Genomic DNA, 26,810 nt, shown 5'->3' on the forward strand with positions numbered 1-26,810 from the left:
AATCTCGGCAATCAGGCGGCAGCGCGCAGCGCGCGGGAAACCGCTACGCCCTCGGCATCGAATAAGTGGCAGTGTTCGGCGTCCAGGTGCAGGTCCAGTTGCTCGCCGAATCGGCTCGCCAGGTCACCGCGCACGCGCATGGTCAGGGCTTCGCCGGAAGCGGTGATGACGTGACAGAAGGTGTCGCTGCCCAGGCGCTCGCTGACATCGGCGGTCACCCGCAGCGTGCAATCGCCCGGCTGGGCCAGGTTAAGGTGCTCCGGGCGAATCCCCAGGGTTACCGCGCCGCCGATGCTCAAGTTCGAGCCAATTCGCGGCAGGCTGATGCGAGTGCCGGCGTCCAGCAGCACTTCACAACCCTGGTCGTGCAGACCGGTGACCTTGCCCTTGAGGAAGCCCATCTTCGGCGTTCCGAGGAACCCGGCGACGAACAGGTTCGCCGGCTGATGGTACAGCTCCAGAGGCGAGCCCACCTGCTCGACGCGCCCGCTGTTGAGCACGACGACCTTGTCGGCCAGAGTCATGGCTTCGACCTGGTCGTGGGTCACGTAGATCATCGTCGCTTGCAGTTCCTTGTGCAGACGCGCCAATTCCAAACGCATCTGCACCCGCAGGGCGGCGTCGAGGTTGGACAGCGGTTCGTCGAACAGAAAAATCTTCGGATTGCGCACGATGGCCCGGCCGATCGCCACGCGCTGGCGCTGTCCACCGGACAGTTGCTTGGGCTTGCGCTCCAACATCGGCCCCAGTTCGAGGATGCGCGCCGCTTCGTTGACTTTCTTCTCGACGTCGGCCTTGGGCACGCCGGCCAAGTCCAGGGCGAAGGACATGTTCTTGCGCACGCTCATGTGCGGGTAAAGGGCGTAGGTCTGGAACACCATCGCCAGGTCGCGCTTGGCCGGGCTGACTTCAGTGATGTCGCGGCCGTCCAGTTCGATGGTGCCGTCGCTGACTTCTTCAAGGCCGGCGATCAACCGCAGCAGCGTGGACTTGCCGCAGCCCGACGGGCCGACGAACACCACGAACTCGCGGTCGTTCACTTCAAGGTCGATGCCCTTGATGATGGAGAAACCTTCGAAGCCTTTTTGCAGATTCTTGATTTTCAGGTTGGCCATGATGATGGGCCTCCACTTCTGATAACTGTGTAAGGCGCGTTATTTCACCGCGCCGAAGGACAAGCCGCGCACCAGTTGTTTCTGGCTGATCCAGCCGAAGATCAGGATCGGCGCGCAGGCCAGGGTCGAGACGGCGGACAATTTGGCCCAGAACAGGCCTTCCGGGCTGGAGTAAGAGGCGATCAAGGCAGTCAGCGGCGCCGCTTTGGACGAGGTGAGGTTCAGCGACCAGAACGCCTCGTTCCAGCACAGGATCAGCGACAGCAGCACGGTAGACGCCAGCCCGCCCTTGGCGATGGGCAGCAGCACACGAACCATTTCCTGCCACAAGGTGGCGCCGTCCAGCCGCGCGGCTTCGAGGATGTCGCGAGGGATGTCCTTGAAATAGGTGTAAATCATCCAGACCACGATCGGCAGGTTGATCAGCGTGTAGATGATGATCAGCGCAAGGCGCGTGTCCAGCAGGCCAAATTGCTTGGCCAGCAGGTAGATCGGCATCAGTACGCCCACCGGCGGCAGCATCTTGGTGGAAAGCATCCACAGCAGCGTGCCTTTGGTGCGCTGGGTTTCGTAGAACGCCATGGAGTAGGCCGCCGGCACCGCGATCAGCAGGCAAAGAGCAGTGGCGCTGAAGGAGATCACCACTGAGTTCCAGGCGAAGCTGAAGTAGTTGCTGCGCTCGTTGATGTGCAGGTAGTTCTCCAGCGTCGGCGCGAAGATGAACTGCGGCGGCGTGGCGAAGGCGTCGATTTCGGTCTTGAAGCTGGTCAGCACCATCCAGAAAATCGGGAAAAAGATCAGGATCGCGATGGCCCAGGCCAGCGTGCCCAACAGCAGGCTTTGCAGTCGACGGGATTGTTGAAGAGTCATGGCGACGGCCTCAGTGCTTGTCGGTGAGGTTTTTGCCGATCATCCGGACCAGGATGATGGCGGCGATGTTGGCGATGACCACGGCAATCAGCCCGCCGGCCGACGCCATGCCGACATCGAACTGCACCAGTGCCTGGTTGTAGATCAGGTACGCAAGGTTGGTCGAGGCATAACCAGGGCCACCGTTGGTGGTGGTGAAGATCTCGGCGAACACCGACAGCAGGAAAATGGTTTCGATCATCACCACCACGGCAATCGGGCGGGCCAGGTGTGGCAGGGTCAAGTGCCAGAAAATCGCGATGGGGCCGGCGCCGTCCAGGCGGGCAGCTTCTTTCTGTTCCTGGTCCAGGGACTGCATGGCGGTCATCAGGATCAGGATCGCGAAGGGCAGCCATTGCCAGCTGACGATGATGATGATCGACAGCAGCGGGTAGTGCGCCAGCCAATCCACCGGTTGGGCGCCGAAGAGCTTCCACACCGAAGCGAGGATCCCGGAGACTGGATGGAAAATCAGATTTTTCCAAATCAGCGCACCGACCGTGGGCATGATGAAAAACGGCGAGATCAGCAGCACGCGGACGATGCCGCGCCCAAAAAACTCGCTGGCCTCCAGCAACGCGCTGATCAACACCCCGAGGACGATACTGATCAACAGCACGCTGCCCACCAGCAACAGGGTATTGGTGGCGCCGGGCATGAAGCCCGAGTCGGTCAGGAAATAGGTGAAGTTTTCCAGCCCGACGAATTCGTTTTCGCCGGGGTACAGCAGGTTGTAGCGGATCATCGAGAAGTAGACGGTCATGCCCAGGGGCACAATCATCCACAGCAGCAACAAGGCGACCGAAGGGCTGACCAGGAACCAGCCGGGGTTGGCCAGGCGGATCTTGCGGGCCGGCGGGGCTATTTCGATGGGGGCTTTGACTGTCGTTGTTGAGGTATTCATGAGTGCTTACTCTTATGCGACGCGTTTCCCTGTGGCGAGGGAGCTTGCTCCCGCTGGACCGCGTAGCGGACCCATATCGATAGGCAATCTTTCAGATCGCCAGGGCGGGCTTCGCCCGCCAGCGGGAGCAAGCTCCCTCGCCACAAATGGATACCTACAGGCCTTTACTTGGGATACCCGGCGCGCTTCATCTCGCGTTCGGTGGTGGATTGCGCGGCGGTCAACGCCTGGTCCACGGTCTGCTGGCCGGTCAGTGCGCCCGAGAAGAACTTGCCTACCTGGGTGCCGATGGCCTGGAACTCGGGAATGGTGACCAACTGGATGCCGATGTAGGGCACAGGCTTGAGGGTGGGGGCTTTCGGGTCGGCGACTTTCAACGATTCCAGCGTTACCTTGGCAAACGGCGCGGCCTTCATGTACTCGTCGCTGTAAGTGGAGGCGCGGGTGCCCGGTGGTACGTTGGCAATGCCATCAGTCTTGGCGACCAACTGGCCGTACTCCTTGGACGTTGCCCAAGTCGTAAACACTTTGGCGGCTTCCTTGGCTTTGGAACTGGCCGGGATCGCCAGCGACCAGGAGTACATCCACGAGGTGCCTTTTTCGGTTTTCTCGTGGGGCGCGAAGGTGAAGCCTACGTGATCGGCCACCTTGCTCTGGGTCTTGTCGGTCACGAACGAGCCCGCGACGCTGGCATCGACCCAGACCGCGCACTTGCCGCTGTTGAACAGGGCCAGGTTTTCGTTGAAACCGTTGCTGGAAGCGCCCGGTGGGCCGGATTTCTTCATGTTGTCGACGTAGAAGTTCAGGGCGTCCTTCCACTCGGGTCCATTGAATTGCGGCTGCCACTTCTCATCGAACCAGCGCGCGCCAAAGCCGTTGGCCAGGGTCGTGATCAGCGCCATGTTCTCGCCCCAACCGGCCTTGCCCCGCAGACACAGGCCATATTGTTCCTTGGATTTGTCGGTGAGTTTTTGCGCGAACTCTCCGATCTGGGTCCAGGTCGGGTGCTCGGGCATGGTCAGCCCGGCGTCCTTGAACAGGTCCGTGCGGTAGTAAGTGATCGAGCTTTCGGCATAGAACGGCAGGGCGTATAGCGAACCCTTTACCGACAAGCCATCGCGCACGGACGGGAAAATGTCGTCCAGGTCATAGGCGGCCGGCAGGTCTTTCATCGGTTCCAACCAGCCTTTGGCACCCCAGAGTGCGGCTTCGTACATGCCAATGGTCAGCACGTCGAACTGACCGCCCTGGGTGGCGATGTCGGTGGTCAGGCGCTGGCGCAGGACGTTTTCTTCAAGCACCACCCAGTTCAGCTTGATGTCCGGGTGCTCGGCCTCGAAGGTCTTCGAAAGCTTTTGCATGCGGATCATGTCGCTGTTGTTGACGGTGGCAATGGTAAGGGTTTGTGCGCCGAAACTGACGCTGCTGAGGGTCATGCAGGTGGAGACAAGCAGAGCTTTTACCGAAGGTTTCATCGCGCACTCCTTTTCCGCGCCCACGGGCTGCAGAAGGACAGTTATTGTTTTTGTGTCTTCCGGATGAGAGGAAGAATGTGCGCTGATTACAGCCCTCAATGGACGGCATGACAAATCATCCGTCGCACTTTTACTGATACTTTTTTGCACTGAGTGAAATTCGCGAAAAACCTGTGGCGAGGGAGCTTGCTCCCGCTGGGCTGCGCAGCAGCCCCATTTTGGGGCCGCTTCGCGCTGGAGCGCCAGCCCGGCCCAGCGGGAGCAAGCTCCCTCGCCACGGGGGGCGGTGAAAATTCAGCCCTGGTTCTGCTCGGTCAACCGCTGCACCGCCAGCCGCCGATAATGGGAAGGCGTCATGCCCTTGAGTTGCTGGAAGCGTCGGTTGAAGTTGGAAATATTGTTAAAGCCCGACTCAAAGCACACATCCGTCACCGGCTTGTCGCCGTCGGCGAGCAGCTCGCAGGATTTGCTGATGCGCAGCCGATTGACGAACTCGATGAAGCAACGCCCGGTGGCTTGCTTGAACACCCGGCTGAAATAGGTGGGTTTCATCCCCAGGTGCTCGGCCACTTCTTCCAGGGGCAATTCCCGGGCGTAGTGGGCAAAAATATAGTCCACCGCGCGGTTGGTGCGGTCGATGCTGTGCTCATCAGCCGCTTGTGGGGCGGTGGCGCCAGAGAGCAATTGATAGTCATCGCAGCTGGCCAACAGCTCCATCAGGATGAAAAAGTAGCCGAGCCGGCTCATGCCCTGCGCGTCGGCGATGCGCTGCATCAAGGTCATGGCCTGGCGGACGGTGCGCTTGCAGCGAAACTCGATGCCGTGTTGAGCGCGTTCGAGCAGCGGCGCGAGCGTCTTGAGTTCGGTAAATACCTGGTGCCCACTTTCGAACAGCTCATCGGTGAAATTCACCAGCATGTCGCGCTTGGCCACCACTTCGTCCTCGGCGACCTGGCTGATCCAGTTATGGGGCAGGTTGGGGCCGGTGAGGAACAGCGATTGCGGGGAGAAATTGCCGATGTAATCGCCAATGAAAACCTTGCCCGAGCTGGCGACGATCAGGTGCAGCTCGTATTCCTTGTGGAAATGCCAGCGCACCAGCGGACAGGGAAAACCGTGCTGGCGGTAGATGATGGACAGCCCGTTGTGGTCGTCCATCAACTCATAGGAAGGGTCGGTGACTCTGGCTGTGCGGGTCATGGGTTTGGCGCTTTTGTTGTTATCGCCGCTGGATAATGCCCCCTTCGCCGCCCGGGTTCCAGCCCTCGGAGCGACGATGGAGTCAGCTGTTGCGGTTCTTTTCCTCGATCCATTGGGACATGTACTGGGTGCTCTTGTGCTGGTGGTGGCGGAGCATGCTGCCGGTGAAATTGTCCCGACGGCGCCGCGCAAGGTCGACGCGGCAGGCATTGATAATGTCAATCAAGGCAGGGCCGTGGACCTGCCTGCGAAAACGTTCCGCGAGCAAGGCCAACCCGGCCCCCTGGGCATGGGTCCAGCGCGCCTGGTCGGTATACAGCTGTACGGCGGCTTCGGCGATGGCCTCGGCGCTTTGCGCGATCACCCCGGGCCAGGGCATGCCGCCGTGCATGGCTTCGGCACCTATGGGCGTGGTGATACTGGGTGTGCCGCATAGCATGGCTTCGATCAGCTTGCCCTTGATGCCGGCGCCGAAACGCAGCGGCGCCAGGCAGATACGTGCCGCGGACATGACCTGCAAGGCGTCCTCGGCCCAGTTCATGATATGAAACCCTTGGGCTGGATTATGCAGTGCCGCTGCCTTGGGCGGGGTGTAGGCCCCGTAGAGATGCAGCTGCGCACCCGGCAATCGTTGGCGAATCAGTGGCCATATGGCGTTTTTCATCCAGAGCACGGCGTCCCAGTTCGGTGCGTGGCGGAAATTGCCGATGCTGAGAAAATGCGCTCGGTCTTCGAAGGGCACGAACGGCTCGGTCGGCAAGTCCAGCATCAACGGGCACCAGAGCAACAGCTCGCGGGGCACCTTGAAGTGTTCCACCAGCAGCTCGATCTCGAACTCAGATACCATCAGGTTCAGGTCGCAACGCAAGAGGGCTGCAATTTCCCGCCTTGCCATGTCAGTGTCCGCCATCAGCTCGAATTCCTCGCGCAAGGCAGGGGCGAACAGGTCGCTGAAGTCCTGGGAGGACTCATCGGACTTCAAGCGGTCTTTCAGGCGCTGATGCCGTGCATGACGCAGGCTTTGCAGATCCGAGGTTTCGAGCACGCGCAGGGCGTCGGGGCAGTGCTTTTCGACCCGCCAGCCAAACTGCTCTTCCATCATGAATTGGTCGAACAGGACGATATCCGGCGCCAGCTCACTGATAAACACATCAAAACTGCTGCTATTGAGCTCGATCGGTACTTCCCGGATGCCCAGGCCAATCAGGTCGGCGCGGTTCTCACCGGGTCTGGCGGGGCTGCTGAAGGTGATGTCCCAGCCTTGTTCGAGAAAGGCTTCGAGCAGTTGCATGACATGCCCGCCGGCCGCCGATGAGCGTGGCTCGGGCCAGACGTAGCCGATAACCAGGACTTTGGTGGTGGGGTGAGGCATGACGGGCAATCCTTGGAACATTTTCAGGCGCAGTCGGCGCGCGGGGCGCCGATAGTGACCAACAATGCGTCCGCGCTCAAGAAAGAATCTTTTGGACCTTGTCGCGCAATTGATCGATGGAGAACGGTTTGCCGATGACGCTCATGCCTTCTGGCACGTCGATGCTTTCGGCGTAGCCGCTGGCGAACAGGATGGGGAGTCCGGGGCGCACTTCGCGTGCTTTTGTTGCCAACTCGCGACCGTCCATGGGCAGCATGCTGACATCCGTCATCATCAGGTCGATGGAACGGTCCTTCTCCTCCAGGAGCTTAAGCGCCTCTTCGCCACCTTCTGCCTCCAGTACCTCGTATTCCAGTTCCTCCAGCACGTCGACAATCAACATGCGCACGATGTTGTCGTCTTCGACGACCAGGATGGTGGGAGGGGTGACAGGGGCAGGGACGGACATAATGGACTTCTCGGAAGGTGGAATCGTAAGGGCTTGGTAATAACCGGCCGTAATGCATGAGTAAGTCGAGAGGCGGCACAAGTTCCCGAAGCTGTACAAGAAAGGATCTATAGTACAAGAGCTGACAAGGATAGTCGCATCCTTACAACCGGGGTACAGCGCCTTGGATTTGCGACCTTGAATCGTCAGAAATGTGGATCCAGTCCGTATTTTTGGGCAAACTCCATGATTTTCAACTGCTCACCAAGGCCTTTTCCATGACTCCTTCGTCTTCGGTCGACGAACAAAGTTTTCGCAAGCTTCTGAGCCGTAACATCAGCCTCCCCTTGGGCATCGGTGCGCTCAGCGCGGTGTTTTTCATCGTGCTGATCACCTACCTTCTCTCGGTGATCCAATGGGTCGGGCACACCGACCGGGTGATCAATAACGCCAACGAAGCGCTGAAGCTGAGCGTTGACCTGGAAACAGGCATGCGCGGGTTCCTGCTGAGTGGCGACGAGCACTTCCTCGACCCCTATGAAGTGGCCAAGCCCCGGATTGCGGTGGCACTGGACACATTGTTGGAACTGACAGCCGATAATCCGGTACAGACCGACCGCTTGCGCCGGATCGAGGCACTCCAGGTGGAATGGGCCAATTACGCCCAAGGCATGATCGATCTTCATCGCAGCGGCGGCGACTATCGCGGTGCGCTCAAGGCCGGGCGGGGCAAGCGGTTGACCGACGAAATACGCAAGACCTTCGAGGATGTCGTCGAGACCGAGCAACAACTGCGCGCCGAACGTAACGAACAGGTGCGCACCACCACGGTCTGGAGCATCGCGCTGTATCTGCTGTTCGTCGCCGCAGTCAGTGGGCTGCTGGCCTATGTTGGCCGTCGGGATCTCCTGACACTGTCTGGCAACTACAGCGCCAGCCTGAAAGTCCAGCAGGAGAGTGCCTTGCACCTGGAGAAACAGGCCTGGTTGCGCAATGGCCAGACCCAGTTGGCGGAACAGGTCCTCGGTCAGTTGAGCTTGAATCTGCTGGGGCGCAACATCTTGCAGTTTTGTGCCCAGTACCTGGGCACCGTGGTCGCCGCCCTTTATGCACGGGAAGAAAACGGCACGCTACGGCGTATCGCCACCTATGGCATGTCCAAGGAGGATGACGAACTCCAGCAGGTCATCATCGATGGCGAGGGCATCGCCGGGCAGGCCGTGCGGCAGGGGCGTCTTATCCGGCTGGACGATGTGCCCCAGGATTATCTCAAGGTCAGCTCCGGGCTCGGCGAGGGACTGCCCAACTGCGTGCTGGTGGTGCCGACCCGTGACGATGACCGCATCAATGGTGTCGTTGAACTGGGCTTCCTGCGGCCGTTGACCGCGCGCGACATCGAGCTGCTGGAGCTGGTGGCCGGGAACATCGGCACGTCCATCGAAGCGGCCCGCTATCGTCAACGCTTGCAAGAAGTGCTGGCCGAAACCCAGCAGTTGAACGAAGAGTTGCAAGTGCAGCAGGAAGAGCTCAAGACCGCCAACGAAGAGCTGGAAGAACAGTCGCGCATCCTGAAGGAATCCCAGGCGCACCTGGAAGCCCAGCAACAGGAACTGGAGCAGACCAACGAACAACTGGCCGAGCAGCGCGACGCCATGGACCAGAAGAACAGCGAGCTGAACCTGGCCCAGATCCAATTGCAGGAACGCGCCGAAGAACTGCAGCGTTCGAGCAAGTACAAGTCCGAGTTCCTGGCCAACATGTCCCATGAGCTGCGCACGCCGCTCAACAGTTCGCTGATCCTGTCCAAATTGCTGGCGGAGAACCCTCACAATAACCTCAGCGATGAACAGGTGAAGTTTGCCGAGTCGATCTACTCCGCCGGAAATGACTTGCTGAACCTGATCAATGACATCCTCGACATCTCCAAGGTCGAGGCCGGCAAGCTGGAAGTGCGGCCGGAAAACACCAGCGTGGCGCGTTTGGTGGAAGGGCTCCAGGATACGTTCAAGCCGTTGACGGCTGAAAAGGGACTGGACTTCGAGGTGCAGTTGCTGCCGGACGCGCCGTCGATGCTGTACACCGACCGCCAGCGCCTCGAACAGATACTCAAGAACCTGCTGTCCAACGCGGTGAAGTTCACCGAACGGGGTTCGGTCCAGGTGTCCGTAACCGGCCAGCCGGGCTCGGGCATTGCCTTCATGGTGCGTGATTCGGGCATCGGCATCGCCGCCGATCAGCAACAGAGTATCTTCGAGGCGTTCCGCCAGGCCGATGGCACCACCAACCGCCGCTATGGCGGCACCGGGCTGGGGCTGTCGATCTCCCGAGACCTGGCGACCTTGCTGGGCGGTTCGATCTCGGTGACCAGCGAGCCAGGGCAGGGCAGTGTCTTTACGCTGGTCTTGCCGGAGCGTTACGTCGAGCCCGGGGAAAATCCGGTGAATCCAGTGACCTTTACCCCGACCGCAACCGTGCCTGCAACGACCCGTGCCCCGGCACCCGTGCCGCTGATTGCCGAGGTGGACACACCCCTCCCGCAATTCGCCGACGACCGGGACAAGGCGCCGTTCGATTCCCGTTGCATCCTGGTCATCGAGGACGAACCCAAGTTTGCCCGCATCCTGTTCGACCTCGCCCATGAGCTGGGCTACCAGTGCCTGGTGGCCCATGGCGCCGACGAAGGCTTTGATCTGGCCCTGCAACTGAGTCCCGATGCCATTCTGCTGGACATGCGCCTGCCGGATCACTCCGGGCTTACCGTTTTGCAACGCCTGAAGGAACAGGCCCAGACCCGCCACATCCCGGTGCACGTCATTTCCGTCGAAGACCGCGTCGAAGCGGCGATGCACATGGGCGCCATTGGTTACGCCGTCAAACCGACCACCCGGGAAGAGCTCAAGGACGTCTTCGCGCGACTGGAGGCCAAGCTGACCCAGAAGGTCAAACGCGTGCTGTTGGTCGAAGACGATGACTTGCAGCGCGACAGCATTACCCGTCTGATCGGCGACGACGACATCGAGATCACCGCCGTAGGCCTGGCGCAGCAAGCCCTGGACCTGCTGCGCAATAACGTCTACGACTGCATGATCATCGACCTCAAGCTGCCGGACATGCTGGGCAATGACTTGCTCAAGCGCATGTCCAGCGAAGAGATCTGTTCATTTCCGCCAGTGATCGTCTACACCGGGCGTAACCTGACGCGGGATGAGGAAGCGGAGCTGCGCAAATATTCACGCTCGATCATCATCAAGGGCGCCCGCTCGCCGGAACGCCTGTTGGACGAAGTCACTCTCTTTCTGCACAAAGTCGAATCCCGGTTGTCCCATGAACGACAGCGCATGCTCCAGACCGCCCGCAGCCGCGACAAGGTCTTCGAAGGCCGCAAGGTGCTGTTGGTGGACGACGATGTGCGCAATATCTTCGCTCTGACCAGCGCCCTGGAGGCCAAGGGGGCGATCGTGGTGATCGGGCGCAATGGGTATGAGGCGATTGATCGCTTGAATGAAGTGGAAGACATCGACCTGGTGCTGATGGATGTGATGATGCCCGAGATGGATGGCTTCGAAGCGACCACGCTGATCCGCAAGGACCCCCGCTGGCGCAAATTGCCGATTATCGCCGTGACCGCCAAGGCCATGAAGGATGATCAGGAGCGTTGCCTGGCGGCGGGCTCCAACGATTACCTGGCCAAGCCGATTGACCTGGATCGCCTGTTCTCACTGATTCGCGTGTGGTTGCCGAATATGGAAAGAATCTAGTGGAACGAAACACAGACATTGAGCTTCGTTTGTTGATCGAAGCGATCTACTTGAAGTACAGCTACGACTTTCGCGACTACTCCGGCGCTTCTATCAAGCGCCGGGTGCTGCATGCGTTGAACCAATTCGAATGCAAGACCATATCGGCCTTGCAGGAACGTGTATTGCACGACCCTGGCGCATTCATGCAACTGCTGCAGTTGCTGACGATCCCTGTCAGTGAGATGTTTCGCGATCCTGCGCATTTCCTTGCCATCCGCGAGGAAGTGGTGCCGCTGCTCAAGACCTACCCGTCGATCAAGATCTGGATCGCCGGTTGCAGCACAGGGGAGGAGGTCTATTCCATGGCCATCCTGCTAAGAGAAGAAGGGTTGCTGGATCGTACGTTCATTTACGCCACGGACATCAACCCGCGCTCCCTGGAAAAAGCCAAGCAGGGCATCTTTTCCCTGGAAAATGTCCGGGCCTACACCCAGAATTACCAGCTCGCCGGCGGTAAGCGTTCGTTTGCCGACTACTATACGGCCGCCTACGATTACGCGATGTTCGACAAGACCTTGTGCAAGCATGTGACCTTTGCCGACCACAGCCTGGCAACCGATAGCGTATTTTCAGAAACCCAATTAGTTTCATGTCGTAACGTATTGATTTATTTCAATAAAAAGCTGCAAGATCGCGCTTTCGGGTTGTTTCATGAGTCCCTTTGCCACCGTGGGTTCCTGGTGTTGGGGAGCAAGGAGACGCTGGATTTTTCGGCGTTCAGTGCGCAGTTCGAACCGCTGGTCAAACAGGAACGGATCTATCGCAAGTTATGAATCCACTGACGGACAGATCCAGCCACTTGATCGAAGCAGTCGTCGTCGGCGCATCCGCCGGCGGCGTCGAAGCGTTGCTCAAGATTTTCAGCCACTTGCGCAAAGGCTTCAGCCTGCCTGTGCTGGTGGTGTTGCATTTGCCCGATGAGCGGGACAGTCAGTTAGCCCAGGTATTGCGTCATCGCCTGGCGATACCCGTTGAAGAAGCCCGCGACAAGCAAGACATCCTTCCGGGCACCTTGTACGTTGCAACCCCTGGTTATCACCTCTCGATCGAGGCCGACCGTAGCCTGTCGCTGAGCCTCGAAGAGCCGGTTCACCATTCGCGGCCGTCGATCGACGTGCTGTTCGAGTCAGCCGCCGATGTCTATGGCCCTCGTCTGCTGGCGGTGGTATTGACCGGCGCCAACAGCGATGGCGCCCTAGGCTTGGCCAGGGTCAAGGCGCTGGGCGGCATCACGGTCGTCCAGGACCCGAAGGAGGCGCAGGTTTGCACTATGCCTGAAGCGGCCCTTAGCTTGCACGAGCCTGACCATATCCTAACTTTGCAGGGCATCGGCCAATTGCTGGCCGGGCTGGAATGAACTAAATGCCAAGAGATATTCAAGCCAAACTGCTGATCGTCGACGATCTGCCTGAGAATCTGTTGGCCCTGGAAGCGCTGATCCAGCGCGATGACCGCGAGGTGTTCAAGGCCTTGTCGGCGGACGAAGCGCTGTCGCTGCTTTTGCAACATGATTTTGCCTTGGCGATCATCGATGTGCAGATGCCGGGCATGAACGGTTTCGAACTGGCCGAGTTGATGCGCGGCACGGAAAAGACCCGCAGTATCCCGATCATCTTTGTCAGCGCGGCCGGCCGGGAGCGCAACTACGCGTTCACCGGCTACGAAAACGGCGCGGTGGACTTCCTGCACAAGCCGCTGGATACCCATGCGGTCAAAAGCAAGGTCAATGTGTTCGTCGAACTTTATCGCCAGCGAAAGGCGATGAAGGAGCAAGTGCTTGCCCTGGAGCAGAGCCGCCGGGAGCAAGAGCTGTTGCTTGAGCAATTGCAAGCCACTCGCGGCGAGCTGGAGCAGGCCGTGCGCATGCGCGATGACTTCATGTCGATCGTCGCCCACGAAGTCCGCACGCCACTCAACGGCCTGATCCTGGAAACGCAGTTGCGTAAAATGCACCTGGCGCGGGACAACGCCGCCGCCTTCACCCTGAATAAAGTGAAGGCGATGGTCGAGCGCGACGAACGCCAGATAAAGAGCTTGATCCGTTTGATCGAGGACATGCTGGACGTATCGCGGATCCGCACCGGCAAGTTGTCCATCCGTCCGACCCGTTTCAATCTGACGGCGCTGGTTCAAAACTTGCTGCACAACTTTCAACCACAGATCAGTGCCGCCGAATGCACCGTGACTTGTACCGCCGAACCTTCGGTGGAAGGGCATTGGGATGAGTTTCGTATCGAGCAGGTGGTTTCGAACCTGCTGACGAACGCGTTGCGCTATGGCTGCAAGAGCCCGATTGAGGTGCGCGTTTACCAGACGTCGGAGCATGCCTGTATCGAGGTCCAGGACCACGGGATCGGGATCAGCGAAGAGAACCAGAAGCGTATTTTTCAGCAATTCGAACGGGTGTCGTCCAAGGCCGCCGCCGCCGGCCTGGGCCTTGGGCTGTTCATTTCCGAGCAGATCGTCACCGCCCACGGCGGCATCATCACGGTCAACAGCCGCCTCAACGAAGGGGCGTTGTTTCGCGTTTGTCTGCCTTTTCAGAAAACTGGCGAACGGACGCAACCTCTGAGCGACCCCAGGGTCGTATCAGCAGCTATTGATTCAACAAAGGCTTCTCATGAGTGAAGATGCGCAAGACGTTGTATTGATCGTCGAGGATGACCCTTCGATCCTGATGGTGCTGTCGGCCTATCTTTCCGGGGAGGGGTATCGGGTGCTGCAGGCTGAAAACGGCGAGCAGGCGTTCGAGATCCTGGCGAGCAAGCCTCATCTGGACATGATGATTACCGACTTCCGTCTGCCCGGGGGTATTTCCGGGGTGCAGATCGCTGAGCCGGCGGTGAGGTTGCGTCCGGACCTGAAGGTTATTTTCATCAGTGGCTACGCCCAGGAAGTGCGCGAGACGGATAGCCCCATTACCCGCAAGGCGCCGATCCTGGACAAGCCGTTTGACTTGGATGTGTTGCAGAAAGTCATGCAAGAAATGTTGTCCTGACTTCAAACGCTTCACTAGTACCCAGTAAGACGCCACTGATCGCTGGCCGTGAAACTGAATACTGCATCGTCAGAAGGTATTGCAGGCAGTATCAGCTTGATAATCGGCCTAATCTCTCCTCCGGACTGATTCCAATAGTGATATTGCTCCTGCTGGGCGTTTGCCTTCCCGCCTTCCGTATAGAAAAAAGCCTCGATGGGAAGCGAAACGGGATTGTCATACTGTGGCCACGTTTCGAGAACGAGCTCGATATAAGCGTAGCTTCCCTCGAAAAACCCGGCGAGGTTATGAGCACGGATGGTCTGAGCAAAAGACTTCGCGTTCGCATTGTTCGTTCGGTCATCGACGTCAAAACCGCACCGCGCACTATGGGTATTCTGGTTCTGTACCCATTGCTCTGCGGTGGTGATGCCCAATGTCTCGCAACGTTGGCTTTGATGGCGTTGGGTTGCATTCGGGAAAGGGTAAGCGCCACAGCCGGATTTGTCCCGGTTGTTGGTTGCTCCGTCCATAGGGAAGGCGCATAGGACTTGCACGTGGAAACTAGCGGGATCCCTGATCAAGTCTGGATAAAAAATGAAACCGCTGTTTTGCCCATAAACCAACCCTTGGAATTTCACATCCTTCCTCAGGTAGGAAAACGAAACCCCACCGCTACGTTGCGAGTATGGGCTTGGATTCCAAGTGAAGTAATTGGGTCCGCCTTTTGTCGAGCGCAGCATTATACCGGTACAAAGAAAACTCGGCCTTAAAGCGGTGCCGCAGTCAACCCGAAGATCGCGGTATCGTCGATTCAGATCGGCCGCCACTGCGTCACCCGAACGGCGCCAATCCAATGCGAAAGCATGCTCTACGGCACTCCCTGTCAACGTGAGCAACAGTACCCATATGCCAAACTTTTTCATGATCCACCTCAAACGCATTATCAATACCCCGGACGGGTCGCCCAGGGTTCTGCGTTAAAAATTCAATCAGGAAAAAGTCGTACGGATAACTGACAACTCCTACAGCTATCTATCGGCGTGATCGGCATTTAAGATATTCGGCGTCTTCTAAACCTTGATCATCTCCCGCACCTTCGCCGTCAACAAATCAAAGGTAAACGGCTTGGTGATCATTTGCATGCCCGGGTCAAGAAAACCACCGCGCACCGCCGCGTGTTCAGCGTAGCCAGTGATGAACAATACCTTGAGGTCAGGGCGGATCTGGCGGCCTATTTCGGCCAGTTGTCTTCCGTTCATGCCGGGCAGCCCCACGTCGCTGATCAGCAGGTCGATGCGCTGGTTCGATTGCAGGATCGGCACCGCGCCGTTGGCGTCGCCGGCCTCGACGAAGGCGTAGCCCAATTCGCTGAGCACCGCGCTGACCAGGACCCGCACCGCTGGGTCATCTTCAACGATCAATACGGTTTCGCCATCTTGCGCATAAGGCGCCTGTGGGACGACGACTTGCGGTTCGTGCATTTCTTCGCCGATGAAGCGCGGCAGGTAGAGATTCACGGTGGTGCCGTTGCCAACCTCGCTGTCGATGGTCACGTGTCCGCGTGACTGCTTGCTGAACCCATAGATCATCGAAAGCCCAAGGCCCGTGCCCTGGCCGATGGGCTTGGTGGTGAAGAAGGGGTCGAACGCGCGATGCATCACCGCTTCGGGCATGCCGCAACCGGTGTCCTGAACGCTCAACACCACATAGTCGCCGGGCTCGAGGTTGCTGTAGGCATCGGTAAAGCCGGTGTCCAGGTATTTATTGAAGGTCTGTACCACCAGCTTGCCGCCGCCGGGCATGGCATCGCGGGCGTTGAGGACCAGGTTGAGCAGGGCGCTCTCCAGTTGGTTGGGGTCGGCTTCGGCGATCCATAGGTGTTCGTCGAGGCGCATTTCCAGGGCGATGCTTTCGTTGAGGCTGCGCTGAAGCAGTTCGCCCATTGATAGCACCAGGGTATTCATCTGCACGGCCTTGGAATCCAGTGACTGGCGGCGGGAGAAGGCCAGCAGCCGGTGGGTCAGGCCCGCGGCGCGATTAGCCGAGGTCACGCCCAGGTCGATCAGGCTGTCGAGATCTTCGGTGCGGCCTCGCGCCAGGCGTCGACGCAGCAGTTCGAGGCTGCCGATGATGCCGGTGAGCATGTTGTTGAAGTCGTGGGCGATGCCGCCGGTGAGCTGGCCGACCGCTTCCATTTTCTGCGATTGGCGCAGGGCTTCCTCGTTGTGACGCAGTTGGGCGGTACGCTCCTCGACTTGCTGTTCCAGCGTTTCCAAAGTGTTCTGTAGGCGTTGTTCGCTGGTGCTCAGGTCGATCAGGCGGTCCCGGGCTTCGTATTGCCTTCGGCGGCCGCGCAGGGCGGTGGTCACCAGGCTGACGAGCGTCACCGGGTGGAACGGCCGCTCCAGGAAGGTCACATTACCCAGTTGTGTGCCGATACGTGCGACTGGGTTGTGCTCCGGCCCCCCGTGGTGCGTCAGCAGGACGATGGGCAGGTCGGACCATGCCGGTTGCTGCTCGATGTATTGGAGCAGGTTCTCCAGGTCGGGCCCTACCAGCGCTTCCGAGGAAATCACCAGCAGGCCCGCCCCGTGTTCCAACTCTTCACACAAATGACCCAGATGACCGCATACAAGGCCATTAAAGCCGGCCTCGTTGAGAATCATCAGGGCAATCTGGCTGTCCCGTCCCAGGGGCGCGAGAATCAGCGCCCTCTCGGACAGTGGCTCGCCCGACGTCACTGGGGATCATCCTCAAGCAACGGGTGTCCCGCTCCCATATAGGTTGGCACTCCGCGCAATACGCCTTGGAACGCTTCCAGCGGTTCACCGATGGTCATGCCCTGCTTGTTGATGCGGTATTCGCGGATGGTGGATTCATGGCTGCCGGTGCGTTTCTTGATGATGGAAATGGCCCGGCGAACCTTGCCCAGCGCCTCGAAATAACGCAATAAGATGACGGTGTCGGCCAGGTAGGTGATGTCCACCGGCGCTTGCATGTCCCCCACCAGGCCGTGTTGGGCGACGGTCATGAACGTCGCCGCGCCTTTGCGGTTGAGGTAGAGCAACAGCTCGTGCATGTGCAGAACCAAGGCGTTTTCTTCGGGCATGGCGGCCTGATAGCCATTGATGCTGTCGATGACCACGGTCTTGATGTCGCCTTCGTTGACGCAACGGCGTACCCGGTGGGAAAACTCGCCGGGCGAAAGCTCGGCCGCATCGACCTGTTCGATCAGCAGATTCCCGGTATTTTGCAGTTCCAGCAGGTCGATGCCGATGTGCTTCATGCGCTCGAACAGCAGCCCCAGCTCTTCATCGAAAATGAACAGTGCGGCTTTTTCGCCGCGATGCACCGCTGCCGCCGCGAAAATCAAGGAAATCAAGGATTTGCCGGTACCCGCCGGGCCAAGAATCAGCGTGCTGGAGCCGGTCTCGATGCCGCCCCCCAGCAGGGCGTCCATTTCCTTGATGCCACTGGACAGTTGCTGGCGCACGTACTGGCCACGGTGTTCGGCGGCCACCAGGCGAGGGAATACATGCACGCCATCGCCCATGATGGTGAAGTCGTGGTAGCCGCCACGGTATTTCTGCCCACGGTACTTGACCACCCGCAGCCGACGCCGCTCGGCACCGTAGCTGGGGGTCAGTTCTTCAAGGCGGATAACGCCGTGGGCGACACTGTGTACGGTCTTGTCCAGGGACTCGGTGGTCAGGTCATCCAAGAGCACTACCGTAGCGTCGTAGCGCACGAAATAGTGCTTGATCGCCAGGATCTGCCGGCGATAGCGCAGGGAACTCTGCGCCAGGAGGCGGATCTCCGAGAGACTGTCCAGCACGACGCGGGTCGGCTTGACGCGCTCGACCACTTCGAAGATCTGCCGGGTCGCTTCGCCCAGCTCCAGGTCCGAGGAATACAGCAGGCTTTGCTGGTGCTCGGCATTGAGCAGGCTCTCGGGCGGGGTCAATTCGAAGATATGGATGTTTTCATCCAGGGTCCAGCCATGGGAGGCTGCGCCCTGGCGCAGTTCACGCTCGGTTTCCGATAGCGTGATGTACAACGAGCGCTCGCCGGCCTTTGCGCCGGCTAGCAGGAAGTGCAACGCGACCGTGGTTTTGCCAGTGCCCGGTTCTCCCTCCAGTAGGAACACATGGCCTCGGGACAAACCACCGGAAAGGACGTCGTCCAGCCCTTCGATACCGGTGGCGGCTTTTGCGCTGATCAACTCGTTAGATGTAATCAAAAATAACCCTCTCATGACTAGGGAAGTAGGCAGCTGGCGGGTTAGCGCCTGAAATGAACTGCCTGAACACTTGACCTTCGGCAGTCATGGCGGTTCCGCTTCCTTTGACAAAACGCGTACTGTTGCACAACTTTCGGTATACGCCTATTGCCCTATAAACCTTGTTGTATTGCCGGGTCGTCGGGGTTCAGTTGTTCCAGCTGGGCCAACAGCACCTGGACATGCTGCAACTGACCGGTCTCCTTCCAATAGTTGATCAGCAACACCCGGGCGTTGCGGTCGGCGGGGTAGCGCTGGACGATTTCCTGCAACTGTTTCTGCGCCGCTTCCACTTCCTGCTCTTCATGCAGCGTAGTCGCCAGATCAAAACGGTATTGCCGGTTATCAGGCTCCAATTCCACCGCTTTCGCCAAGCCTAGCACCGCGTATTCACTCTGGCCGTGCTGCAACAGCCACATGCCCAGCGCATGTTGCAGATAAGCCGATGCCGGCTGTGCTTGCAACTGCCGAGCGAGCAACTGGCGGGCGGCTTCTCCCTGGCCTTGTTTATCCAGCACATCGACCTGCATGACCAGCGCCGGCAGGTTGTCGGGTTGCAGGCGCAGAAGATGCTCCAATGCCTGTTGGGCTTTTTCCAGTTCGGCGTCATGCCTGTACAGCCGGGCAAGCTGAAAGAGGGATTCGGGGGAGGGTGGGCTGTCGTTCAACGACTGCTTCCAGGTATCGACGGCGATCTGCATCGCACCGAAATAAAGCCCGAGTTCATCGGGTGACAGCCCCAGCAATGCATTTACGGCGGCGAACCGGACATCCGGGTCGTTTTCATCCAGGAGCGGGCCGAGCAGCAGGCTGCGCTGGGCGTTCGGCACCAGCCCGACGATGCTGCCGATCGCCGCGCGGCGGACCTGCGGCGATTCGCTGTGTAAATCCGCCTGCGCCAGTTTCAACGCTTGGGGGCTTGGATAGTTGGGCAGTTCGCCGTGCAGCCATACCCGGCGCTTGGGGGAGAGGTCCGGGCGTCCCAGTTGCTGGTAAAGCATCCGCGCCGCCCCTGGCTGTCCGTTGCGGGCGCTTTCCAATGCTTCGCTGTAACCACGCTTGATGGCCTCGGGAATCTGCGGTGTGGCATTGCGCAGCCATATCGCGACGAGACCGATTGCCAAGACAACCGCAAGCGTGAACAGCAGGTAGCGGCGAGACGAAGACATGCAGGTAATCCATAACCAGAAGCGTGAAATGCCGCAAGCTTCGGTCAGGTCCGCGTTTGAGTCAAACCTGTAATCGCGGTGAGGGACCCGCGGGTGCGAGCCTGCTCCCACAATGGATTCTGACATCCATAAAAAAGCCCCGCGTCCGAATGAGGCGCGGGGCAAACAATTGGTTGGTTGCGGCCAACCAAAGGAGCTCGGTTGGGAAGGGTGTCAGTTGCTGGCGACGGTTTCCGGTTGCCAGCCGCCGCCCAGGGCCTTGTAGATCGCGACAATGCCGCGATACAGGTCCACTTCGGCCTGGGCCTGACTGTCTTCGGCCGCCAGGCGTTCACGTTGGGCGTCGAGTAGCACGAGGAAGTCCTCGGTGCCTTCGCGATAACGGATCTCGGCCAGGTCGGCGGCCGCGCGGCTCGATTCGCTCTGGCGGATCAGCGAGATGAGGCGCTGTTGGCGTTTGCCGTAATCACTGAAGGCGTTTTCCGATTCTTCCAGGGCCAGCAGCACTTGTTGTTCATAGTTCGCCAGTGCTCCGTCGGCGTCGGCGCTGGCGCCGCGTAAGCGAGCCCGCACGCTGCCCAGGTCAAAAGCGGCCCAGGTAATGCTCGGGCCCAGCGCCCAGGCGTTGGCGGCCGAGGAGCCGATCTGCGAACCACGTCCGGCGGTAAACCCGAGGAAACCGCTCAGACTGACCCTAGGGAACAGGTCGGCCTTGGCCACGCCGATGCGCGCCGTGGCGGCTGCCAGTTGACGCTCCGCGCTGAGGATATCGGGACGGCGTTGCAACAATTGGCCCGGATCGCCAATCGGCAGGGCCTTGGCAATGGCTGGCAGCTGTTTAGGACTCAAGTCCACGCTCAGCTTGTCCGGGCGCTCGCCCAGCAATGTCGCGATGCGGTTGCGCTGACGCGCCTGTTCGGCCTGCAGTTGCGGCACGCTGGCTTCCACCGCGGCCAAGCGGGCGTCGGCACGCACCACGTCGAGCTGATCGCCGACGCCGGCATCACGCAGGCTTTCGGTGATCTTGCGGGACGCCTGCTGGTTCTCCAGGTTGGCCAGGGCGATTTTCTCCCGAAGCTGCGCGCCACGCAGTTGGCCGTAGGCGTCCACCAGCTCGGCGATTATGGTCACCTGCAGTTGGTAGAGATCGGCTTCGACGGCCTGCTGGTCGGCATCGGTCGCTTCCAGGTTGCGCTGGATGCGTCCGAACAGGTCCAACTCCCAGGCCATGTCCAGGCCCAGGTCATAACGCTCGGAGTTGACCCGATCGTCCGTCTGCCCCATCGGGTTCTGGCCTTTGCCCAGTTCGCTGCTGGCGCGGCTGGTGATGGTCGGCATGGCGTCATTGCTGGCGTCGTCGCGAATCGCCCGGGCAGCCCGCAGGCGGGCGAAGGCCACGCGCAATTCCCGGTTGCCTTCCAGAGAACGCGTCACCAGCGAGTTGAGGGTCGGATCGTCGAACTGCTGCCACCAGACGCCTTCGAAGCGGGCGCGGTCGAAGTTCTTCTGGCCGGCGGCGCCGTCGGTGGCGGTGGTGATATTCGCCGCCTCCGTTTGCGGTGCCTTGTAGTCCGGGCCTACGGCGCAGGCACTCAGTGCAAGCACCAGCAGGCTCGGCAGGAACGCTTTCAAACTCATTGTTGCGCCTCCAGTTTCAGGGCCCGGGCCGCTTTGCGGGCCTCGCTGCGCTCGACGAAATTACGGATCAGTACGTAGAACACCGGGGTGAGCAGCAGGCCGAAGAAGGTCACGCCGAGCATGCCCGAGAACACCGCCACACCCATGGCGTGACGCATTTCCGCACCGGCGCCGCTGGAGAACACCAAGGGAACCACGCCCATGATGAAGGCGAAGGAGGTCATCAGGATCGGCCGCAGACGCAGGCGGCACGCTTCCAGGACCGCCGCCAGCGGGCTCATGCCTTCGAGCTGTTTATCCTTGGCGAACTCGACGATCAGAATCGCGTTCTTACAGGCAAGTCCTACCAATACGATCAAGCCAATCTGGGTGAAGATGTTGTTGTCGCCACCGGACAGAATTACCCCGGTAATTGCCGACAGCAGCGTCATCGGTACGATCAGGATTACCGCCAATGGCAGGCTCCAACTTTCGTATTGCGCGGCGAGCACCAGGAACGCCAGCAATACGCAGAGCGGGAACACGAACAGCGCAGTGTTGCCCGAGAGGATCTGCTGGTACGTCAGGTCGGTCCACTCGTAGGTCATGCCATTGGGCAGTTCGTCATTGAGCAGTTTCTCGATGGCTTTCTCGGCCTGTCCGGAGCTGTAGCCAGGGGCGGCGGCGCCGTTGATTTCAGCGGTGATGAAGCCGTTGTAGTGCATCACGCGGTCAGGCCCCGAGGTGTCGCTGACCTTGATGAAGGTCGCCAGCGGGATCATCTCGCCACGGTTGTTGCGCACCTTCAGTTGGCCGATCTGGTCCGATTCGAGACGGAACTGCTGCTCGGCCTGGACATTGACCTGGTAGGTGCGGCCGAAACGGTTGAAGTCGTTGGCATACAGCGAACCCAGGTAGATCTGGAGGGTGTCGAAGATGTCGCTGACGGCCACGCCATGGGTCTTGGCTTTTTCACGGTCGATGGCGGCATCGACCTGGGGTACGTTCACGGTGTAGCTAGTGAACAATCCGGCCAGTTCCGGCACGTTGTGGCTCTTGGCGATGATGTTCATGGTTTCTTTGTACAGCTCGTCGTAGCCCAGGTTGCCCCGGTCTTCGATTTGCAGGCGGAAACCACCGATCGTGCCCAGGCCTTGCACCGGCGGCGGCGGGAAGATCGCCATGTAGGCTTCCTGGATTTCCGAGTACTGGCCGTTCAAGGCACCGGCGATGGCGCCGGCCGACATGCTCGGGTCCTTGCGCTCGTCGAAAGGCTTGAGGGTCACGAACACGATGCCGGCGTTCGGGCTGTTGGTGAAGCCGTTGATCGACAGGCCAGGGAAGGCCACGGCGCTTTCCACGCCAGGCTGCTTGAGGGCCAGGTCGGACATGCGCTTGATCACATCTTCGGTGCGGTCCAGGCTCGCGGCGTCCGGCAGTTGGGCGAAGGCCACCAGGTATTGCTTGTCCTGGCCAGGCACGAAACCGGTCGGCGTGTTGGAGAAGCCGAAGAAGGTCAACACCATCAAGCCTGCGTAGACGATCAGGGCAATCCCGCTGCTGCGGATCACCCGAGCGACAGTACCCACGTAGCCATGGCTGGCACGTTCGAAGAAGCGGTTGAACGGACGGAACAGCCAGCCACCGAAGACCCGGTCCAGGAATCTGGAGAAACGGTCCTTGGGTGCGTCATGCCCCTTGAGCAAAACTGCGGCCAGGGCCGGCGACAGGGTCAACGAGTTGATCGCCGAGATCACCGTGGAGATCGCAATGGTCAGGGCGAACTGCTTATAGAACTGACCGGTCAGGCCGCTGATGAATGCCGCAGGAACGAAGACCGCGCAGAGCACCAGGGCGGTGGCGATGATCGGGCCGGTCACTTCGCCCATGGCGCGCTTTGTCGCCTCCACGGGGGTGAGGCCCAGTTCGATGTTCCGCTCGACGTTCTCCACCACCACGATGGCGTCGTCCACCACGATACCGATGGCCAACACCAGGCCGAACAGCGAAAGGGCGTTGAGGGAGAATCCGAACAGGTGCATGACCGCGAAGGTACCGATCAGCGAAACCGGTACGGCCACCAATGGGATGATCGAGGCGCGCCAGGTCTGTAGGAACAGGATGACCACCAGCACCACAAGGATCAGCGCTTCGAACAGGGTATGCACCACCGCTTCGATGGAGCCACGGACGAAGATCGTCGGGTCATAGACAATGCTGTAGTCCATGCCGGCCGGGAAGCCTTTCTTCAGCTCGTCCATTTTCTCCCGAACATCGTTGGAGATCTGGATGGCATTGGAGCCAGGACGCTGAAAGATCGGGATTGCCACCGCCGGCTGATTGTCCAGCAGCGAGCGCAGGGCGTATTGGCTGGAGCCCAGTTCCACCCGAGCGATGTCCTTCAGGCGAGTGATTTCACCGTTGGCGCCGGAACGAATGATGATGTTCTCGAACTCTTCCTCATTGACCAGGCGGCCTTGGGTATTGATCGAGAGCTGGAAGGCCTGGGCATTCGGTGCCGGCGGCGCACCCAGGGCACCGGCAGCGACCTGGCGGTTCTGCTCACGAATCGCGGTCACCACGTCGGTGGCGGTCAGGTTGCGCGAAGCGGTCTTGTTCGGGTCCAGCCAGACCCGCAGGGAATAGTCACCCATGCCGAACAGCTGCACATCACCCACGCCACCCAGGCGCGCCAACTCGTCCTTGATGTTGAGCAAGGCGTAGTTGGACAGGTAGAGCATGTCGTAGCGTTTGTCCGGCGAGGTCAAGTGCACGACCATCGTCAGGTCGGGCGACGCCTTGTCCACCGTGATGCCGATGCGGGTCACTTCCTCCGGCAGCTTGGGCTCGGTGCGGGTGACACGGTTCTGCACCTGCACCTGCGCGTTATCCAGGTCGGTGCCCAGAGCGAAGGTGATGGTCAGGGTGATCTTGCCGTCGGCGGTGGATTGCGAGGACATGTACAGCATGTTCTCGACGCCGGTAATGGCTTGTTCCAGGGGCGCGGCCACGGTTTCGCCGATGACCTTGGGGTTGGCGCCCGGGAAGTTAGCGCGCACCACTACGGTAGGCGGCACGACTTCCGGATATTCGCTGATCGGCAGTTGGAACAGCGAGATAGCGCCGGCGATCAGAATCAACAGCGAGAGCACCGCTGCGAAGATCGGCCGCGAAATGAAGAACTGGGAAAATTTCATCTTGAGTTCAGTCCCTTAACCGCGTGGGGACGCAGAGGCCAGTTTGCCTGCCGCTCCGGACGCTGCCTTGGAGGGCGCGACCTGGGGCAGATTGCTGGCTTCGAGCGCTTTGCGTTGTTGTGCCAGGGCGGCGAGGGTCTGCTCGCTGGCCATCGGCACGGTTTCAGGCGTAACCGGCGAACCCGGACGGGCCCGTTGCAGCCCCTTGACGATAATGGTGTCGTCCTTGCTCAGGCCGTTGCGCACGATGCGCAGGCCTTCGATCTTTGGCCCCAGCTCGACAGCGCGGTAGGCCGGCTTGTTCTCGCCATCCATCACCAGGACGAATTTCTTGCCCAGGTCGGTGCCTACGGCTTCGTCGTTGATCAGCACGGCGGAATAGGTGCCGCTGCCCACCAGCTTCAGTCGGGCATAAAGGCCTGGCGTGAAGGCGCCGTCTTTATTGTCGAACACCGCGCGACCACGGATCGTGCCGGTCTGTGGGTTGACCTGGTTGTCGACGAAGTTCATCTGGCCCAGGTGCGGATTGCCGTCTTCGTTGGACAGGCCCATGTAGACCGGCGTGGCTTGGCCGCGCTGGCCTTGGCGGGCAAGTTGGGTGTACTTGAGGAACACACGCTCGTCGGCGTCGAAGTAGGCGTAGACCTTGTCGGTGGACACCACACTGGTCAACGGCGTGACGTCGGCGGTCACCAGGTTGCCGGCGGTGATTTCCGCCCGGCTGACACGACCGTTGATGGGCGAGGTAACCCGGGTGAAGCTGAGGTTCAGCTTGGCCAGGTCCAGCTGCGCTTGAATACCTGCCACGGCGGCGCGGGCTTCCTGTGCAGCGGTCGTACGCGAATCCGCCAGTTCAGCGGAAATCGCATTGCTCAGACGCAGGCGTTCGCCACGTTGGGCCTCGTTCTCGCTGCGGGTCGCGGTGGCGCGGGCCTGGGCCAGTTGCGCTTCGAGACGACGCACTTCCGCCTGGAAGGGGCGGGGGTCGATCTGGAACAACAGGTCGCCTTTCTTGACCAGGGCGCCTTCGGTGAAAGCAACTTGATCGATCTGCCCCGAAACCCGCGGGCGAATCTCGACGGTTTCCGGCGCTTCGAGGCGCCCGGTGAATTCATCCCATTCGTTGACGGGCTGCTCCAGCACCTTGGCCACGCTGACTTTGGCCGCCGGCATCGAAGCTGCCGTATCGGGAGTCTTACCGCAAGCGCTGATCACCAGCACCGCCAACAGTGCGAGGGGAAAGCGCAATTTAGAAAGTGAATGTTCCATGGATAGCATCCGCCAAGTGTATTGAGATGGGCGGATGATGCGTGTCGAGGCGCAGAGGAACGAATCGAATGAAACAAAGGTAACTATCATCCGGAATGATATAAGTCATCGACGAGGCCTCTATCGCGGGGCTTTCGTTAGTTGGCTATCAATCCAGTTGATATCCCTTCAGGTGGTTCGCAAGACTGATGCCATCGCCTGCTCGGCGATGTCACGGGACATAAAGATCATGGATACGCTTGATCGCCCCTTCATTGCGCAACGCTTCCACCGCGCCGCGCAAATCCTCGACGAGTTTCGCCGAGCATTGCCTGGAGCACGCGAGATAGAGGTCGGCACTGCTGCCCACTGAACTCATGAGGAGCTTGCGCTTGGACACTTTTGGCCAGATATATCGGCTTTCGGGCACACCGTTGAACCAGGCATCGATGCGCCCCATCAGGAGCATTTGGGCAGGGTTGTCGCCGATGGCCAACGGGTAGATCTGGTCGTCCCGAAAGCCCTCGGTGCGCAGGATTTCCTCTTGCGCGCTACCCAGGCCGACGCCCACCTTGCGAAAGGTTTCTTTCGCTTGGGCAAAGCTGCCGACCTTATGATCGAGGCTGAAGAACGCGCGCTCCATGGGCATGATCGACGAAATCCAGGTGAAGCGGGTTTCTCGCCCCGGAATGCGCGACAGCGGCGCTATCAAGAAGTCATGCTCCTCGCTGACGTGCTTTTGCGCCCTGGCCCAGGGAAGCACATGGATCTTTACCGCATACCCGGCGCGGGTGATCGCCTTCACGGCGACATCGCCGACAATGCCGTGGCCCCTGGGGTCGTTGAGGAGTGTCAACGGGGGCGCGTCGAGAATGTGCAGTTCAATGACCTGGGGCTCGCCGCACGCGCTATCGACAGCCAGGAGCAGGCAGAGCAGCGACAATACGCTGGTACGGTCATTCAATACGCGGGTGATCCGGCTCATGATCGTTACTTCAGGCATTGAAAGGCGCGCCATTCTATTGAGGGAGGCGGCGCGCAAATAGCCTCCTGCTGTCCAAAGCAAGCAGCACCCGACCGAGGGCACGACATTATTATTGGCTACACGTCGGCCTGTC

At 60.0% G+C, this 26,810-nt stretch carries 20 protein-coding genes; 5 read left to right on the top strand and 15 right to left on the bottom strand.

Annotated features, from left to right (window positions below):
• Positions 1 to 11: 11 nt before the first annotated feature.
• The 7 genes from M1D68_RS11855 to M1D68_RS11885 all read right to left on the bottom strand — a co-directional run bounded on the left by M1D68_RS11855 (position 12) and on the right by M1D68_RS11885 (position 7,423).
• Positions 12 to 1,115, bottom strand: coding sequence for an ABC transporter ATP-binding protein (locus M1D68_RS11855; RefSeq protein WP_457970462.1), 1,104 nt, complete (start codon positions 1,113 to 1,115; stop codon positions 12 to 14).
• 39 nt (positions 1,116 to 1,154) lie between these two features.
• A complete protein-coding gene (locus M1D68_RS11860; protein ID WP_014338173.1) occupies positions 1,155 to 1,985 on the bottom strand; it encodes a carbohydrate ABC transporter permease in 831 nt (276 codons plus the stop codon).
• 10 nt (positions 1,986 to 1,995) lie between these two features.
• Positions 1,996 to 2,928 carry a carbohydrate ABC transporter permease gene (locus M1D68_RS11865; protein WP_030142680.1) on the bottom strand — a complete coding sequence of 311 codons (933 nt, stop codon included), beginning with the start codon at positions 2,926 to 2,928 and terminating at the stop codon, positions 1,996 to 1,998.
• A gap of 164 nt (positions 2,929 to 3,092) precedes the next feature.
• Entirely contained in the window at positions 3,093 to 4,403 is a 1,311-nt protein-coding gene (locus M1D68_RS11870) for an ABC transporter substrate-binding protein (protein WP_420766862.1), read from the bottom strand.
• Positions 4,404 to 4,697: 294 nt separating this feature from the next.
• Positions 4,698 to 5,603 carry an AraC family transcriptional regulator gene (locus tag M1D68_RS11875; RefSeq protein ID WP_420766863.1) on the bottom strand — a complete coding sequence of 302 codons (906 nt, stop codon included), beginning with the start codon at positions 5,601 to 5,603 and terminating at the stop codon, positions 4,698 to 4,700.
• 82 nt (positions 5,604 to 5,685) lie between these two features.
• Positions 5,686 to 6,975 carry a glycosyltransferase gene (locus tag M1D68_RS11880; RefSeq protein WP_457970464.1) on the bottom strand — a complete coding sequence of 430 codons (1,290 nt, stop codon included), beginning with the start codon at positions 6,973 to 6,975 and terminating at the stop codon, positions 5,686 to 5,688.
• 76 nt (positions 6,976 to 7,051) lie between these two features.
• Complete coding sequence (locus M1D68_RS11885) at positions 7,052 to 7,423, bottom strand: response regulator (protein WP_420766865.1); 372 nt, start codon at positions 7,421 to 7,423, stop codon at positions 7,052 to 7,054.
• A 257-nt stretch (positions 7,424 to 7,680) separates the two neighbouring features.
• Here M1D68_RS11885 and M1D68_RS11890 point away from each other — a divergent pair, with 257 nt between their 5' ends.
• Genes M1D68_RS11890 through M1D68_RS11910 form a run of 5 tightly spaced genes read left to right on the top strand, consistent with a single transcriptional unit; the run spans position 7,681 to position 14,200 of the window.
• Positions 7,681 to 11,160 carry a response regulator gene (locus tag M1D68_RS11890; RefSeq protein WP_457970466.1) on the top strand — a complete coding sequence of 1,160 codons (3,480 nt, stop codon included), beginning with the start codon at positions 7,681 to 7,683 and terminating at the stop codon, positions 11,158 to 11,160.
• Positions 11,160 to 11,975 (top strand): CheR family methyltransferase, encoded by an 816-nt coding sequence (locus M1D68_RS11895; protein ID WP_420766867.1) that lies wholly within the window; start codon positions 11,160 to 11,162, stop codon positions 11,973 to 11,975. Before M1D68_RS11890 ends, M1D68_RS11895 begins: the two co-directional genes overlap by 1 nt.
• Entirely contained in the window at positions 11,972 to 12,559 is a 588-nt protein-coding gene (locus M1D68_RS11900) for a chemotaxis protein CheB (RefSeq protein WP_420766868.1), read from the top strand. Before M1D68_RS11895 ends, M1D68_RS11900 begins: the two co-directional genes overlap by 4 nt.
• Positions 12,560 to 12,564: 5 nt before the next feature.
• A complete protein-coding gene (locus tag M1D68_RS11905; RefSeq protein ID WP_457970468.1) occupies positions 12,565 to 13,830 on the top strand; it encodes a hybrid sensor histidine kinase/response regulator in 1,266 nt (421 codons plus the stop codon).
• Positions 13,823 to 14,200 carry a response regulator gene (locus M1D68_RS11910; RefSeq protein ID WP_434563940.1) on the top strand — a complete coding sequence of 126 codons (378 nt, stop codon included), beginning with the start codon at positions 13,823 to 13,825 and terminating at the stop codon, positions 14,198 to 14,200. Before M1D68_RS11905 ends, M1D68_RS11910 begins: the two co-directional genes overlap by 8 nt.
• A gap of 14 nt (positions 14,201 to 14,214) precedes the next feature.
• Here the strand turns inward: M1D68_RS11910 and M1D68_RS11915 are convergent, their stop codons facing one another.
• The 8 genes from M1D68_RS11915 to M1D68_RS11950 all read right to left on the bottom strand — a co-directional run bounded on the left by M1D68_RS11915 (position 14,215) and on the right by M1D68_RS11950 (position 26,677).
• A complete protein-coding gene (locus M1D68_RS11915; protein ID WP_434563942.1) occupies positions 14,215 to 15,105 on the bottom strand; it encodes a halovibrin HvnA in 891 nt (296 codons plus the stop codon).
• A gap of 147 nt (positions 15,106 to 15,252) precedes the next feature.
• A complete protein-coding gene (locus M1D68_RS11920) occupies positions 15,253 to 16,923 on the bottom strand; it encodes a response regulator (RefSeq protein ID WP_457970470.1) in 1,671 nt (556 codons plus the stop codon).
• The gene (locus tag M1D68_RS11925; protein ID WP_420766871.1) at positions 16,920 to 18,422 is read right to left on the bottom strand and encodes an ATPase domain-containing protein; all 1,503 of its coding nucleotides are present in this window, start codon (positions 18,420 to 18,422) and stop codon (positions 16,920 to 16,922) included. Before M1D68_RS11925 ends, M1D68_RS11920 begins: the two co-directional genes overlap by 4 nt.
• Before the next feature lie 152 nt (positions 18,423 to 18,574).
• Entirely contained in the window at positions 18,575 to 19,630 is a 1,056-nt protein-coding gene (locus M1D68_RS11930; protein WP_434674893.1) for a tetratricopeptide repeat protein, read from the bottom strand.
• 213 nt (positions 19,631 to 19,843) lie between these two features.
• A complete protein-coding gene (locus tag M1D68_RS11935; RefSeq protein ID WP_420766873.1) occupies positions 19,844 to 21,268 on the bottom strand; it encodes an efflux transporter outer membrane subunit in 1,425 nt (474 codons plus the stop codon).
• Positions 21,265 to 24,444, bottom strand: coding sequence for an efflux RND transporter permease subunit (locus tag M1D68_RS11940; RefSeq protein WP_420766874.1), 3,180 nt, complete (start codon positions 24,442 to 24,444; stop codon positions 21,265 to 21,267). The genes M1D68_RS11935 and M1D68_RS11940 overlap by 4 nt, the downstream gene beginning before the upstream one ends.
• Positions 24,445 to 24,459: 15 nt before the next feature.
• Positions 24,460 to 25,713, bottom strand: a complete 1,254-nt coding sequence (gene mexE / locus M1D68_RS11945) for a multidrug efflux RND transporter periplasmic adaptor subunit MexE (RefSeq protein WP_420766875.1) — start codon at positions 25,711 to 25,713, stop codon at positions 24,460 to 24,462.
• Positions 25,714 to 25,924: 211 nt separating this feature from the next.
• Entirely contained in the window at positions 25,925 to 26,677 is a 753-nt protein-coding gene (locus M1D68_RS11950; protein ID WP_457970709.1) for a substrate-binding periplasmic protein, read from the bottom strand.
• Between the last annotated feature and the right edge of the window lie 133 nt (positions 26,678 to 26,810).

Source organism: Pseudomonas sp. R4-84 (assembly GCF_054130985.1).